This window comes from Cytobacillus firmus DS1, from assembly GCF_000565285.1.
GTDB classification, from domain to species: Bacteria; Bacillota; Bacilli; order Bacillales; family Cytobacillaceae; genus Cytobacillus; species Cytobacillus firmus_A.
In genome coordinates this window covers 12,971-28,371 of record NZ_APVL01000005.1, presented here as the reverse complement: position 1 = coordinate 28,371, position 15,401 = coordinate 12,971, and the positions used below count along the sequence as shown (strand labels likewise).

General features: G+C 40.5%; 10 protein-coding genes. 3 read left to right on the top strand and 7 right to left on the bottom strand.

Annotation, left to right across the window (positions count from 1 at the left end):
- Positions 1–40 precede the first annotated feature (40 nt).
- On the bottom strand, positions 41–1,111 hold the full coding sequence (locus PBF_RS07860; protein WP_009332001.1) for a glycosyltransferase family 4 protein: 1,071 nt from the start codon (positions 1,109–1,111) through the stop codon (positions 41–43).
- A 340-nt stretch (positions 1,112–1,451) separates the two neighbouring features.
- Here PBF_RS07860 and secA2 point away from each other — a divergent pair, with 340 nt between their 5' ends.
- Together secA2 and PBF_RS07850 are read left to right on the top strand one after the other, a co-directional pair.
- A complete protein-coding gene (secA2, locus tag PBF_RS07855) occupies positions 1,452–3,821 on the top strand; it encodes an accessory Sec system translocase SecA2 (protein WP_035329146.1) in 2,370 nt (789 codons plus the stop codon).
- Between the two features lie 21 nt (positions 3,822–3,842).
- Positions 3,843–4,733, top strand: a complete 891-nt coding sequence (locus PBF_RS07850) for an accessory Sec system S-layer assembly protein (protein WP_035329145.1) — start codon at positions 3,843–3,845, stop codon at positions 4,731–4,733.
- 798 nt (positions 4,734–5,531) lie between these two features.
- Here the strand turns inward: PBF_RS07850 and PBF_RS07840 are convergent.
- The 6 genes from PBF_RS07840 to PBF_RS07815 all read right to left on the bottom strand — a co-directional run bounded on the left by PBF_RS07840 (position 5,532) and on the right by PBF_RS07815 (position 13,794).
- Positions 5,532–7,259, bottom strand: coding sequence for a transglycosylase SLT domain-containing protein (locus tag PBF_RS07840; protein ID WP_035329143.1), 1,728 nt, complete (start codon positions 7,257–7,259; stop codon positions 5,532–5,534).
- 84 nt (positions 7,260–7,343) lie between these two features.
- On the bottom strand, positions 7,344–8,051 hold the full coding sequence (locus PBF_RS07835) for a C40 family peptidase (protein ID WP_035329142.1): 708 nt from the start codon (positions 8,049–8,051) through the stop codon (positions 7,344–7,346).
- 247 nt (positions 8,052–8,298) lie between these two features.
- Entirely contained in the window at positions 8,299–8,706 is a 408-nt protein-coding gene (locus PBF_RS07830; RefSeq protein WP_035329141.1) for a hypothetical protein, read from the bottom strand.
- Between the two features lie 266 nt (positions 8,707–8,972).
- Positions 8,973–11,435 (bottom strand): phosphodiester glycosidase family protein, encoded by a 2,463-nt coding sequence (locus PBF_RS07825; protein WP_035329140.1) that lies wholly within the window; start codon positions 11,433–11,435, stop codon positions 8,973–8,975.
- 188 nt (positions 11,436–11,623) lie between these two features.
- Positions 11,624–12,541 (bottom strand): anthrax toxin lethal factor-related metalloendopeptidase, encoded by a 918-nt coding sequence (locus PBF_RS07820; RefSeq protein ID WP_051488828.1) that lies wholly within the window; start codon positions 12,539–12,541, stop codon positions 11,624–11,626.
- A 20-nt stretch (positions 12,542–12,561) separates the two neighbouring features.
- Positions 12,562–13,794 carry a CAP-associated domain-containing protein gene (locus PBF_RS07815; RefSeq protein ID WP_235192222.1) on the bottom strand — a complete coding sequence of 411 codons (1,233 nt, stop codon included), beginning with the start codon at positions 13,792–13,794 and terminating at the stop codon, positions 12,562–12,564.
- A 146-nt stretch (positions 13,795–13,940) separates the two neighbouring features.
- Between PBF_RS07815 and PBF_RS07810 the strand changes: the two genes are divergently transcribed.
- The gene (locus PBF_RS07810) at positions 13,941–15,401 is read left to right on the top strand and encodes an MBOAT family O-acyltransferase (RefSeq protein ID WP_035329139.1); all 1,461 of its coding nucleotides are present in this window, start codon (positions 13,941–13,943) and stop codon (positions 15,399–15,401) included.

Below are 15,401 nucleotides of genomic sequence, written 5' to 3'. Positions count from 1 at the left end.
AAAAAATGCTACAAACGGTTTTTATTTTATTTAATTATCGTTACTTACCATATGAACGGTTGCCCGTCAGCTTTTTAAACAGAGTCAGCACCGGCTTATACTGGACATGGACAATGCCAATGATTTCAGCAAATACTTCTGTAACTATAAGCAGGCCAAAGATGATAAATACAGATCCCCATAAAGTGGACTCTGATAAAATTACTGCACTTACACTAAACATAATCCCAAAGGCATATATCGCTAAAACTGTATTCCTATGGGAGAATCCAAGCGCAAGAAGCCTATGGTGCAAATGCGATTTATCAGGTGCTGAAATCGGCTTCTTATTTACAATCCGCCTAATAATGGCGAAGGTTGTATCAAAGACCGGCACACCCAAAATAATAATCGGCACAAGGAAACTGAACAGAGTTACACTTTTATAAAGCCCCAGCAGCGAAAGAATGGAGATTGAATACCCAAGGAACAGAGCCCCTGTATCTCCCATGAATATTTTCGCCGGGTGGAAGTTGTAAAATAAAAACCCGATAATACTTCCCAGCAAAATAACTGAAATCATTAAAATCAGCATTTTGCCATTTAATCCAGCCATGATGGCAATAGTTGCAATTCCAATAGCCGAAATACCGGCTGAAAGACCATCCAGACCATCAATCAGATTGATTGCATTTGTTATTGCTACAATCCAGAACACGGTAATAGGATAGCTCCACATTCCAAGCTCGAAGTTTCCTATATAAGGGATGGAAAGCAAATCGATTGTTAAACCGCTGGCAACAATTAAACCGGCAACAACTAATTGTCCGGCAAATTTCACCTTAGCAGATAATTCATATTTGTCATCCAGAATTCCGATTGCAACAATCAAAAGAGCACCAATACTAATAGCTGTAACTTTTTGGTCGTATAAACCGCCCGCAAAATAACCGGCGACGACTCCGATGAAAATCGCAAGACCACCCAATCGGGGCATCACATTTTTATGAACCTTTCTGTGGTTCGGTTTATCAATCGCACCGATTTTAATGGCGAACTTTATGACAAGCGGCGTAATGACTAAGACAGTTACAAGAGATACTAGAAAAGCTATAGCAGCTTGAATATACATTCATCATCACCTTTTGCAGAGGTTAGTTTTATTGTTAGCTTAATCATGAATATCGTAACACATATCTTTAAATACGCAATGTTTTTTTAATTGGAAGGTATATTAATTATTTCAGAAGGAAATCATATTAAGTTGGTCGCATTCCTCTATTCCCGTTTTAGCAGTTATTAATCATCTCTCCTTTCCGCATAATAATTAGACGAGGCATTTTTAAAAAAGTTACATAGCCTGTCCTATTATTCTACAATTATACTAGAAATATCTTCCACTACAACAAATTTATACCCAATATGATATAATTCGACTAGGTCAATATTTACTGGAAATAGAGGCGAAAAGTATGCTAACAAAGGTTAAAATGATGCTCAGTGATTCCACTCGCGAAATTAAAAGGCTGTCGAAATTATCCGATGCTGTGAACAGCAGGGAAAAACAGATCCAAAAGCTATCCGACGACGAACTACGGCAAAAAACTGCCATGTTCATGGAAGATATTAAGCAGGGGAAATCACTTGAAGACATAAAGATAGAAGCATTCAGTGTTGTCAGAGAGGCAGCAAAACGTGTATTGGGACTTAGGCATTATGATGTGCAGCTGATTGGCGGCTTTGTCCTTCATGAAGGAAGCATTGCTGAAATGCAGACAGGTGAAGGGAAAACACTGGTGTCCACTCTTCCAAGCTACCTTCATGCTCTTGAAGGCAAAGGAGTTCATATCATTACAGCCAATGAATACCTGGCAAAACGTGATTTTGAGCAAATGGGAAGAGTCCATGAGTTCCTTGGACTCAAAGTCGGTTTGAACATCTCGCAAATGTCTCCTGAGGAAAAGAAGGAAGCCTATTCTGCTCACATTACATACGGAACCGGGAATGAATTTGGCTTCGATTATCTCAGAGATAATATGGTTTATGACATCAATCAAAAAGTGCAAAGAAAGCTTCATTATGCCATCGTCGATGAAATCGACAGCATCTTAATCGATGAAGCCCGCACTCCGCTGATCATCGCCAACAAATCCAGTCTTGGCGCTGAATTATTCTATATTACTGCCGACTTGATGAAATCATTTACGGCCGATGCAGAATATGAATTCTACCCTGAAACCAAGCAGATTTATTTAAAAGATGAAGGCGCTTATAAAATTGAAGCAGCTTTTGGCATTGATAATTTATATGATGCCGAACATCAGGATCTCCTTCATAATGTTATGCAGTCTTTACGTGCATATGTAGTGATGAAGAAGGATGTTGATTATATCGTAAAAGACGGGAAGATTATCCTGATAGACAAATTCACCGGAAGAATAATGGAAGGCAGAACCTTCAGTGAAGGCCTTCACCAGGCACTGGAAGCTAAGGAAGGCCTGGAGGTTACGGAAGAGAATGAAACACAGGCGACCATTACCATTCAAAATTATTTCCGGATGTATGGAAGTCTTGCCGGAATGACCGGGAGCGCAACCCCTTCCAAACAGGAATTTTTGGAAACCTATAATTTAAAAGTGGTAACGATTCCTACAAATAAACCGATACAGCGTTCAGACGAAGATGATTTAATCTTCAAAGATTACCAATCCAAGATTAATAGAATCATTAAAGAAGTTAAAACACTTCATGAATTGGGCAGACCTATTCTAATAGGAACAACTTCGATTGAGCAGTCTGAAAAACTGTCTGATCAGCTTAAGAAATACAGCATTAAGCATCATATCCTAAATGCCAAGACTGAAGAAGATGAAGCGCGCATCATTTCACTTGCAGGTCAAAAAGGCCAGGTAATGATTGCGACCAACATGGCCGGCAGGGGCACGGATATTCTGCTTGGTGAAGGCGTCAAAGAATTGGGCGGACTTCATATTATCGGGACGGAGCGCCATGAAAGCATGAGAATCGATATGCAGCTTCGTGGACGGTCCGGACGACAGGGTGACCCTGGCTCTTCCCAGTTCATTGTTTCACTTGAGGACGACCTTTTTATCAACTATGATCCAGATGAAATGGAAAAATATCTGAAAAAGATTAAGACGAATGAATCAGGACTTATTCTATCTCCTGACCCAAATAAATTCGTCCGCCGCGTCCAGGAAACGGTTGAACACGCACATCATTCATCCAGAAGCCATCTGCTGAAGCTGGATGATGTAATCGACCGCCAAAGCAAAGTCATCTATTCAATGAGAGACAGACTATTGAAGGCTGAAGCGAGTGAGACATTCCCTGAAGTTACAAGCTATATCAAAAAATATCTATTGCAGATCATTGATAAATACTGTATTGAAGACATCGCGAGCGGAGAATGGAATCTAAATGGCCTTTTAGAAGAGCTTAGCTTTGTATTTATTCAGTTTAATATCAGCCTGCATGATCTTCAGGATAAAGAAAAAGATGAGATAACTGATTTAGTCATGAAGGAATATGCAGAGCTTGAGAATCAGATTCTTTCCCTTCAGGAAGAGGAAGAGCTGGGAAATCAGCTGCAAAGATTTATGCTTCAGCTGATTGACGCGAACTGGATTCAGCACCTGGAAGTCATGACAATCATTAAAGACGGCATCCACCTGCGAGGCTATGGACAGGAAGACCCTTACCGCCTTCTTGAAAACGAGGCACTAGCCGAATTCAATCGGCTGATGTTCGAAATTGAATCAGGGATCAGCCTGCGATTTATCGAATATCTAAAAAGTCAATTCCAGGCTTCAGAAGAGTAACTCGAGGGGGGAACTTATAGAATGGCTTTATTTAAAAGAAAAGCAAAAAAAGAGAAAACACCTGAACAGGATCAGCAGCAAGAACTGCAGCAGAACGAAGTAAATGCAGATCAGAATGATCTTGTAAAAACAACATTATCATTTCATCCTGACTGGGAGCTGACCAGCCAGGAGAAATATGTATATCAATTTAAACACCAGCAGCTTCCTTTGCTTAAGCCGAACCAAATTGCCATAAACGGCATTAAGCTCATTAATTTTGATGAAGGATTCGTGGTTGTCGCCATTTTAAGGAATACACTGCCTAAAGCCATTCGTTTCGAGGCAGTAGACCTTCTTTTATTGGACGAAAATGGCCAGGCCATTGCGAAAAAGCAATTTGAGCTTGATGGCATGGATGAGCTTCCATCTATGACCTCACGCCCATGGCGCTTCCTCTTTTCATCTGAAGATAAGCTTGTTGATAAGATCCCTGAAGAAGGCTGGAAGATCGCTTTTGAATTAAAAAAATCAGCAGCTGCCCATCAGCTGGATCTTGAAGAAAGCTGGGAAAATCAGATTTCCCCTTCCCAAAAAGAACATCTGAAGAAAATGGTTTCTTCCTTGCCTGCTTTATCACCTGGCGAAGTAAATTTCATGGGAATAGAAGCCAAGCATGGAAGTGAGGGAAACCTGGCTGTTACAGTTCTAATTCGAAATGGCAGCGAAAAAAATATCCAGCTGGAACAAATCCCTCTCATCGTAGAAGATGCGGCAGGAGATATCATCTGCCAAGGCGGCTTCAAACTTGAGAAATTCGAAGTAAAAGCCAACACAAGCAAGCCTTGGACTTTTATCTTTCCAAAAGAGCTGGTTCAAAAACAGCAGCCGGACTTATCCAAATGGAAAGTTTACCCGCCTCAGAAAAAATAAGAATAAAGTCCCCGTTCCGGAAGTGGAACGGGGATTTTGTATTTGTTAATCTATTTATTTGCGGAGTTGCAGAGAATTTGGGCATTTTTCTTTCGTGTGATACATCCTGATTGAAGTGATGCTGGATTCTATTTGCAGGTTTTACCGGGCTATTTGCAAATTTATGATTCTATTTGCAAGTTGCCACCATCTATTTGCAGGTTTTGGATTCTATTTGCAGAATGCCTCTTTATTTGCAGAACACCGAGTTCTATTTGCGGGTTCACCCGCTCTATTTGCAAATTTATGATTCTATTTGCAGGTTGCCACCATCTATTTGCAGGTTTTGGATTCTATTTGCAGATTGCCTCTTTATTTGCAGAACGCCGAGTTCTATTTGCAGGTTCCCCCGCTCTATTTGCAAATTTATGATTCTATTTGCAAGTTGCCACCATCTATTTGCAGGTTTTGGATTCTATTTGCAGATTGCCGAGTTCTATTTGCAGATTCCCCGTCTCTATTTGCAAAGTCTCACATTCTATTTGCAGGTCCTTGATTCGATTCGCAATCTGCCTTTCTATCTGCTGAACGCCGAGTTCTATTTGCGGGTTCACCCGCTCTATTTGCAAATTTATCATTCTATTTGCAGGATGGCACATTCTATTTGCAGATTGCCTTTCTATTTGCAGAACGCTGAATTCTATTTGCAGATTCCCCGTCTCTATTTGCAGAAATTAACATTCTATTTGCAGACTTCATATCCATTCTTCTCACCTCATCAAAAAGAGGCTCCCATAAGGGAAACCTCTAATTAAATAATTATTTCAGCCCGACAGATGCTGCAAAACCTTCTTTTCCATTAACTGAGACTTTGTACCAGCTGAATAGGTTGTATTTATTGTTATCTTCAATAGGGCCATCCAGGATCGTGATGCGCGTGCCCTTTGCAAGGGACGTTCCAGATCCTGCAGTTGAAGGTTTATCCCGGAATGTTGCAGCTCCAGAAATAACAATGCTGTCCCCTTTTTTAAATAGCTGAGTAGATGGAGTTTGTTTGTCAGTTGTATATTTCATTTTGCTGCTGAAGATAGCCTGTCCAGTGGAAGGGTTATAAGAGATTTCCAAGTCATCCTTATTAATAGACTCAGCATCTACTTGTGCCCACTTGCTGATATTGCTGTATACCTTCAGCTGATAAGGCTCTTCCGAGAAATTAGGATCATTGAACTTAGAAAGTCCATTGTATGCCATTATGGCAAAGTACCAATTTTCCAATACCGCTTTATTCCCGTCATTTACGACAGGAATTCTGGAACCTGAATAATTCCATTTTTCTAATAGGATTTGAATTCCGGTTTCAATGTTTATGCCAATATCATATTTGGCCTTTTCCCAATCATAGCGGTCATCATGCTCATCCAGCGGAGTTACCTGCATGATTCCATATCCGTTATCCGGGCTTTTAAATACTTCTCCACGCTCAGTGAATTGTTGAAATGCTCCATTTTCTGTTATAGCGATCGCCTTCACTAATTCTGGAGGAATGCCGGCTGCAGCTGCTTTAGTTGTCAGCAAATGCTTTAACTCTTCAATCGGCACCTGAAGCTGCTTCATCTCATTCTTTATAGCATCTGTAAACATCTGCTTAGATGCAGGGTTTTTAATTTCCTGGCTCAGTCTCACAGCCGAATCGTATAAGGCTGGAACTTTTGCATCGGAAACACCAGGCTTTACTAGTTCACGGAGCTCCCGAACCTGGTCGTTAAGAAGGGATAGATCCTTGTATTCCGCATCTTTAATGCTCTCGGAAATCTCCCCTTTAAGAGCATCCCATTCCGTGCGCAGCTGCTTTTTATATGTCTCCTGCGGAGTTACCTCTAAGAACATTAAGATTTTCTTGGCTTCTTTTAGAACGGTGTCATTCTGCCCTTTTGCCAGTGAAGCTGATACCTGATCAAGAGCCATTTTAACGGTTACAGAATAACTTAGTTCATCCCTTAATGCTTCTGCTGATTCTTTAAAGTTAGCACGAATGGCTTCCCTTGTGGTTCTGCCATATACCGGATCAAGCAGAGCCGCTTGTTTCTTAATTTCATAAGATAGCTCATGGTAAGCCTTTACTGTTTCACTTGAGAGGATACCCTGTTCAAGCTGGCTTTGCAAAAATTGCTTCTTTGCTTCTATTTTCTTTCCGGCGGAAATGGCATCAATATAATAAACAGCCCGCTTGATCTGAAGCTGGCTTTCATCCAGTTTCGCCAAATATGCCTGCTTTTTGCTGGAGCTCAAAGTATTTACCAGCTTAATAGCCTCACTATATGCTTTTTTGGCTGCGTTATACTCCGCATACGGTCTGGTAACTCCATCGCCGGACCATTCAATGGAACATGCCCTTCTTAAGATTTGAGAAGTTGAAACAGACTTTTGAACAGCATTTTCGATTTGAGTAATCGAAGCTGCTTCTGTATTGCTGACATTTACAACTGCGGCAGCCGGAAAAATGAGAGATGTAGATAATAATACTTTTAAACCTTTTCTATTTAACAAAATTATATCCTCCTACAAAATAAAAACTCTTGCTATTTTAATTATAACAAGAGTTTAATAGATTATTAACCGTATTTTGGAAATTTATTGTCCGACAGGGACATATTCAATATAAGATTCCATATTTGTAATATAAAGTTGAGATCCGAGGTTATATTGGCCTCCAAACTGGGTATCATAATTGTAAACACGATACTTTTCGCCTGGATTTAAGATTCGTATCATCTTTAGCTTATTGTTTTCCGTGCGCTGCCAAAGATTGATTTTCTTTTTCACATAAACCATGCCGATTTGACCTTGTTTAACTGGAACGGCAGCAGCCATTCCCTTTACGCTTTCCTGTGGCACAACTCTCTTAGCACCTATGTATCTGCTTTTATAATAGCTCATATCCATGCTGTTGATCATGATTCCGTCATCAGAATCTGCATGAATAAATTTATTGTCGCCTGCATAGATGCCTGCATGTGATGCACCAGGCTTATATGTAGTAAAAAAGACAATATCACCAGGAAGAAGTTCGCCTTTGCTGACAGTCTCTCCTGTTTTATATTGATCAGCCGTCGTTCTCGGAAGCTTGATCCCATGTTCACTGTATACATATGTTAAAAATCCTGAGCAGTCAAACCCTTTTGGTGTTGTTCCTCCCCATTTATAAGGTACGCCTTGCATTTGTTTTGCCAGTTTTACAATACTGTCCGGACTCGCTTCTGCTGCGCTTGCAGACTGATGAGTAAAGATCATGGGCAATGCCAGCAGTAACGCCAGCGCCTTAAATAAGACTTTCTTCATAGTATGTATCCTCCTGTGAACCTTTTGGTATATAAAAATTATCAAAAAATTATGTAATTAGTAGGGCTAACTAGATTTTATCCTATTATTAGACAATATTCTATTTCATTTTCATAACAATCTCCCGATAATATTACAAAAACATTACAACAGGACGCCGCTTAGTGGCGAATCATACAAAAAGATGCAGAATTTCACGAAAAAAGCATTAAAAAACAGACCATCAATATGATAGTCTGCAGCTATTTTAACTAAATGATGGCCAGTTACTCTGGTACTCGTCACCTTCTATTTTTTCAAGCGTTTTATATTTCAATGGCAAGAGCTCATCTTCTGATATCTTCAGAAAGTCTTTACCAATTTCAAATGGAATCAGATCAAACTGATCTTCATTTTCAGCAATAAAGTAGATTCCTGTCACTTTGCCTTTTTGAGACAAATCTATGTTCAGGAAAGATGGATAAAACGTATTATTTTTAGCTTCCAGAATAGCCTTGGCCGTAATACTGCCATCTTCTTCTTTTTCGATCGGATCATTGCTGATCTTCTCCAGAACCTTAGATGCCCACCCCTGCTTTTTATAACCGCCAATAATTTTAGGAGGATTCTCCTGTAATTGATTTAATAATTCCTGCATTTCTTTAGACTGTTCCATTGGTTAACAATACTCCCTCCAATGTTACGATGTTATTGTACAGCCGCATCAGTATATATGAGACTAGTGTTTCATTATACCCCAATTATATAATTATGGACAATTTCAGTAATTAGAGTAGCATAATTACTAATTTTCTGCAATTTGCACCCTTTATTTCCATAACAAGACTATAATATCCTAAACATTTATACAATATAAAATTTATGGTAAACGGTTTAATAAAAAAATAGAAGGCTGAGTCTCAGGTACTCAGCCTTCTGTTATTATTCATATACTGCCTGAATTTGATCGATAAAAATTTGGCCTCTATTTTTAAGTTCATCACTAACCTGCATATATCGTACAGGGATCTCCAATGAATACGGAGCTGTCAGCCCTGCCGGAATGTCTGCTTCAACATATTTCCAGCCAGTCCAATCAAGGTTCTTTGTAAAATCAAGCTGAACCTCTTTGCCTGCCGCATCCTTTAACTGGCTTCGCAGCCAATGTCCTTTGTTATCACCATAAACCCACATGCCAATTTTCTTAGGTGATCCCATGATTGGAATAGGTTCCTTCTTTAGGGCATAAACACCGGAAGTGCCTGTTGTACCAATGAAGTTATATGCCACTTTGAGCGATTTATTTCCTTCTTTCACATACACTGTCTCAGGGGCAACCATAACTGACTCATATCTCGCTCCTGATGCCTGCCAGCCGCTCATTTCACCTTCAAAGTCTTCAATGATAACAGGACCCGGATTTCCAGCAATCACTTTAATTTCAGCGGATACTTTACCATGTGAAACAGTAATTGTGCCTATTCCGTCCTTGCCGGAAGCTTTAAATATTCCGTTTTCAACTGTTCCAAGATTACCTGAAACGGTGTACGTAAAGGCAGCAGGATCTTTTAACACTTCCACTCCCGCATGGTAGCCGGCAGCAGAGATTGATGCAGTGCCATTTTTATCAGTAATAATCGTACTCTTTGACACTTTAATTGAATCCAATTCGTTTGTAATGCTGACAGAAACATTGCCTGAGACTGTGCCGGAGGTTCCTGTAATCGTGCCTTTTCCAGGTATGCCTGAAGCTGTAAAGGATCCATCAGAATTGAATTTTCCGATATTCGAAGTCCAAATAATAGGATCTTTTAAGCTGACAGGATTATTATTTTTGTCGACACCTTTTGCAGCAATCTTCAAGTCCTTATAGGATGCACCGGCAAATAAGGTGATTTCATCAGGGTTAAGCAATAATTGATGAAGCTCTAAAGCCTGCCTGCGTGCAATGATCAGCAGGGAGTTAGAAACATTTCGCTCCCTTCCATCAGACGGGTTATTCACTACACTTGTCGTGGATTCACCCTGCTTTCTTGTCACCATTGTCGACGATCCGCCGCCATCAAACGTCATCGCCTCAACAGCTCCAAAGTCTTTCATAACCTTCGCTAAATCCGTTAGAGTGACTCCCTTGCTTTGAGTTCTTCTTCCGTCAATTACAACTGCAAATACAGATCCATCTTCCTTTATTCCGATCGCTGTTCTTGGATGAGCGCCGGCAATATTAAATACTTTGGCATTCCCGCCTTTAACCAAGTGGTAGCGCCCGCCTATTGCCTGCTGCACCCGGTCCCATTCAGGCTTATCATAGCTTGCGTTAAGCGTAATGGAGTCACCGGCTTTGAGTGATTTTAAATAGTCACTGCCGGCAGCATGGCCTGACAGGATGAACTCGCCAGGATTAAGTGCTGCACTTCCTTTGCCAATTATCACTTCTTTTACAGTAGCAGTGACCTGGCCATTTCCATTCAGCTGCCCTGTCAGATTCGAAAGCACCACTTCAGTGCCTAATTCATTCGTCATCGTATTGCTTGCGAAGTAAGGCGTATAAAGAACCAGATGGCCCGCAAATCTCCGTTTATTAACAGAATTAATCAAGTATGGCTTCTGGCCATTTGCAGACACACTAAGCAAAACTTCCGGGTTGCCGATCATCGCTTTTCCGCTGAAGCTGACACCGAAAATCGTTCTTTCATTGACTGGAGTTGTATTCGTGGTAACCAATTCACCATTATGTACAGTTAAATCTGTTGGTGCTCCATTTGAATCGAAATAGTCCCCGTTTACCCCGGCAATTACATACTTTCCCTCTTCTTCTTCACGTTGTGCCATACTATTAACCGTTTCAAATCCGATCATTTGGTCTTTAGCCAGAGAAGTCTCAAAAGAAATCTGGCTCGTTTTTTGGTCAACATCCAGCTTGTAGATTTCCTGATTCCCTTTAGACCCTTCTACAGAAAGCTTGGACTGCGTGACACCGGGTGCAAGCACAGCTGTCTGCTCCTGGGTAACTGCTCCTAAAGATAGTTTAGTTCCATATAATTCAGGATTCACAAGCTTAAGCTTTAGCTTTGATGGCGTTTTGTATTGAACATAGCCTTTCATGTTGGTCACAAAGTACTGGCCTCCAACACCATATTGCCCGCCAAAAGCTGAATCATACCGGTATACCCTATATGCTTCTCCAGGATTAAGAACCCTTACAAACTTCAATTTATTATTTTCCCTTTTCCATAGGTTAATAGGCTTAAGGATATCCACCTTGCCTATTTGGCCTTTAACCAGCTGCATCCCTTCCCAATATACGGCAGGCGCTGAGGCTGAAGCCTTCTTTACAACATACGAAAAAGGGGACATGATCCCGGACAAAAACAAAAGACAACACAATAAAATTTTCTTTTTCATTACTCTCTCCCTCTGATGTACTATTTTCACAATAAGTCTATTATACGACAAAATACCAATTATTTTCCTATGATTCTACAAAAAAGAGAGAATGGTATATATTACCTGAATAAATTAAATGCAGGCATTTTCTATCCCTGGAAAAAATAGACCACATAAAAAGCCTTGCCCGTCAGGACAAGACTAAGTTACTGCAGGTTTTCAAAAAACACCGCCGTTAATGGTGCTTTCATTTTAAGTATTTTTCTCGTTTCTTCATTTAAATAGTACATAGCAAAGGTTTCCGCAAAATATTCTTCAGGATAATTTTTATAGTAGGAATTATCCCCAAAGAGACGGACTCTCTCTTTCCCCCAGATTTCTTTAAAACCTTGTGCAGAAGATAGATTATTATACACCAGGCTGTCAATCGTATGAGCTATCTCATGCAGTTCAAGGTTGCTGGAGCTATGGCCGTTGCCTGGCTCGCTGTACCCAATCCGTATTGCCACTACAGAAGATCCGCCAATGCCGGGAACATCATCCCAGGTTCTATTCGTTCCTTCCCATCCTCTCGGCACTTGCCCTTTCAAATAAGCGTATTCAGGCAGATTGGTGATTGGGGCTGCAGTCAGTTTAATCTTAACCCCTTTTTCCTTTAATTTTCCTAATAGTGAAATAGGGATTTTGCTGATTCTGCTTTTTATATTTGAAACCTCAGGGGACTGCTCATAGCCTTTATCAGCAATAATAAGCTGATTCAAAAGCCCTTCCTGTTCAGAATAGGACTTATGCAGGTCTGCCAGCTTAGACTTTGAAGGGGTCTCATATATAACTCTGTCTTTCATATTGGTAATAAAATAGGATCCGCCAACCCTGAATTGCTGACGTTCCGGAACATAGCCATATACCCTGTATTGATCTTTCGGATATAAGATACGCACAAACCTAAGACTGCTGCCTTCCAGACGCCATAAGTTGATAGGTTTTGTGACGGTTACCCGGCCTATTTGCCCCTTAACCAACTCTGCTCCATCCCAATAGACCTTAGCAAAACTGTCTTTCGGGAATGCAAACATAAACAAAGCAGAAAATAGAAGGAACACTATAAATCTTCTATTTCGCATGTGCTGGCACATCCTTCAATTTAATAAGGTTTAAAGAAATTTTGTGTATAATAAGGGATTGCAGTTTCCTTTTGGAACTGAACCCCTGCACCTAAATGAGTATATTGAGCATTCAGGATGTTTTTACGGTGACCGGCTGAATTCATGAGAGCTTCATGGGCGAAAATGCTGCTTGAATACCCCATTGCAATATTTTCACCGGCATATAAATAATGAATCCCTTCCTTTTCCATCCTTTGAAAAGGGCTTTCGTTTCTAAGATTCATGTGATCAAAGAAATCATTTTCGGCCATATCCAGACTATGTTTTCGCGCAGAATTTTGGGCAGCTGAATTCCAGGTGACAGGTGCCAGTCCATTATCTGCCCTTGCAGCATTAACCAAATCAAACATTTGCATTTCCAGGCCATTCTGAAGGCTGGACCCAGGCGCTCCATAGTGGCTGTCCTTCCGGTTTTCCAGCTTCCCTGAAATCAGCTGAATGCCTGTAACATTGCCTTTTTTATGAATATCATAGAAGACAGTAATATATGAATTTTTTTTATAAAATGTCTGCTGCTTATCATTATTGACCATTACAAAATTCACATTGTTTTTGTTGACCCACTTTATTGGTGCTCCTAATGCTGAAGTTACTCCTGATCTGGATGAGCCCTTAAAGATGCCAAAACTGTATAGCCTTTGGCTATTTGAATAAATGAATTCTGCTTTATTATCCACATACCCTATCATATAAAAATTCCGGTATTGATTATGATAAGTGTGCCAGGAAATTCCATACTCACCGAGCGATATCCGCTTTTCCTTTCCCAATTTTGCTTCTATAGAAGACTTGCTGTCGCCTAGTTTAATGGAAGCACTGATAATTTCCAGGGATTCCTTTTTACAGGCAAGAGCTTTCTTTTTTGCCGCTGAAGGAGTTTCGTATTTAATTTTGGAATCCCGATTCAAGTACATGCCCCCGCCAACACTGAGCATGTCAGGCTTAAAAGCATATATTCGGTAAGTTCCCCCTGCTTTCAAAGTCATCTGCTGAACCTTTGTGCTTCCTGATAATTTATAAAGAGGTGTATCCTTCAATACTGTTAATCTGCCAATTTGTCCGACTTTCAGTTCTGCCCCATCCCACCAGACCGGCTGGGTCCCTCTTGAACCTTCACACCTTTCCGCTGCCTCTGCGGAAGAAAATGGAGGAATACTGATGAATATGGCAGTCACTATAAATAGGGCTGCCAAAACCTTTTTTTTACTCAAGTTACACCCTCCAATTCGAAATATTCTTATTCCTATTCTAGTAGATTTAAGATAAACAGTATAGTAAAAGTTGGGGTCCTTCCGCAGGCTTCTTTCCATGATATAATGGGGACTGCACGAACATTTTGGAACAGGTGGAGAATACATTGATTTTTAATTCCTACGAATTTATTTTTGCTTTTTTGCCTGCTGTTTGGATTGTCTATTTTTTGCTGAATAAATGGCAGCTTTTCTTTATAAGAAATATCTGGCTTGTGATCAGCTCTTTATTTTTTTACAGCTGGTGGAATCCTGTCTATCTCCCATTAATATTAATTTCCATGCTGCTGAACTACTATATTGGCACATTGCTTGGAAAGGCCGGGAGCCGGCGGGGAGCCAAACTGCTTTTGACTGCCGGCGTAACTGCCAATCTTGCAGCTTTAGGTTATTATAAATATTATGATTTTTTCATAGACAACCTTAATGCTTTATTAAGCACAAATTTTGATTTATTGCACCTTGCTTTGCCGCTTGCCATCAGCTTTTTTACTTTCCAGCAGATTGCCTATCTTGTTGATGCTTACCGCAAAGAAACGAAAGAGTATGATTTTTGGAAATATGCATTGTTTGTCAGCTTTTTTCCGCAACTGATTGCGGGGCCAATTGTGCACCATAACGAAATGATGCCCCAGTTCTCCAGGGAAAAAGCACATAGAAGGTTTCATTACGAGAATTTCGCGAAAGGAATTTTCATTTTTTCAATTGGCCTGTTTAAGAAAGCTGTTATTGCAGATACTTTTGCCGTCTGGGCAACGGCTGGTTTTGACCAGGCAGAAGTGCTGACTTTTATCGAAGCCTGGATCGTATCTTTATCCTACACCTTCCAGCTCTATTTTGATTTCAGCGGCTATACTGATATGGCCATGGGGGCAGCGCTTCTATTTAATATCCGGCTTCCGGTTAACTTTAACTCACCCTATAAGGCAGTTAATATTCAGGACTTCTGGAAGAGATGGCATATGACGCTGACGCGTTTTTTAACCCAATACTTATACATTCCACTTGGCGGAAATCGCAAGGGAATTCCCAGAACCTACGTGAATGTTTTTCTTGTTTTTCTCGTCAGCGGTTTATGGCATGGTGCCGGCTGGACATTCGTACTCTGGGGAACACTGCATGGAGCTGCATCACTTCTGAACCGTTTGTGGCAGCAGCTTGGCTTTAAAATGAACAAGTTTCTTGGCTGGTTTATCACCTTTCAGTTTGTCAACTTTGCCTGGGTGTTTTTCAGAGCACAAACATGGGAAGATGCAGAAAAAGTGTTAAAAGGCATGATGGGAATGAGCGGGTTCACATGGCCCGAACAGCTCACATCCCTTTTTGAGCCGGCAGCCGTTCAGGCTGTGGAAATACTCTCACTTAACGCAGCAACTGATACATCCCTTTTGTACATGCTTTTCATACTGGCAGGTGCCTTCGCGGTCACTTTATGGGCTAAAAACTCGGTAAGATTGATGGATCAGCTTAAGCCTTCCTGGTTTTCTGCTTTCTTCATCTGTGCCTTGCTTCTGATTTCTTTCTTTAGCATGACAAGAGTCAGCGAGTTCTTATATTTTAATTTTTAG

What these genes read in the sequence shown, in the direction of transcription:
- PBF_RS07860 (WP_009332001.1), bottom strand. Translation starts at nt 1,111, where the DNA reads ATGTATATTCAAGCTGCTATAGCTTTTCTAGTATCTCTTGTAACTGTC.
- secA2 (WP_035329146.1), top strand. Translation starts at nt 1,452, where the DNA reads ATGCTAACAAAGGTTAAAATGATGCTCAGTGATTCCACTCGCGAAATT.
- PBF_RS07850 (WP_035329145.1), top strand. Translation starts at nt 3,843, where the DNA reads ATGGCTTTATTTAAAAGAAAAGCAAAAAAAGAGAAAACACCTGAACAG.
- PBF_RS07835 (WP_035329142.1), bottom strand. Translation starts at nt 8,051, where the DNA reads ATGAAGAAAGTCTTATTTAAGGCGCTGGCGTTACTGCTGGCATTGCCC.
- PBF_RS07830 (WP_035329141.1), bottom strand. Translation starts at nt 8,706, where the DNA reads ATGGAACAGTCTAAAGAAATGCAGGAATTATTAAATCAATTACAGGAG.
- PBF_RS07825 (WP_035329140.1), bottom strand. Translation starts at nt 11,435, where the DNA reads ATGAAAAAGAAAATTTTATTGTGTTGTCTTTTGTTTTTGTCCGGGATC.
- PBF_RS07820 (WP_051488828.1), bottom strand. Translation starts at nt 12,541, where the DNA reads ATGCGAAATAGAAGATTTATAGTGTTCCTTCTATTTTCTGCTTTGTTT.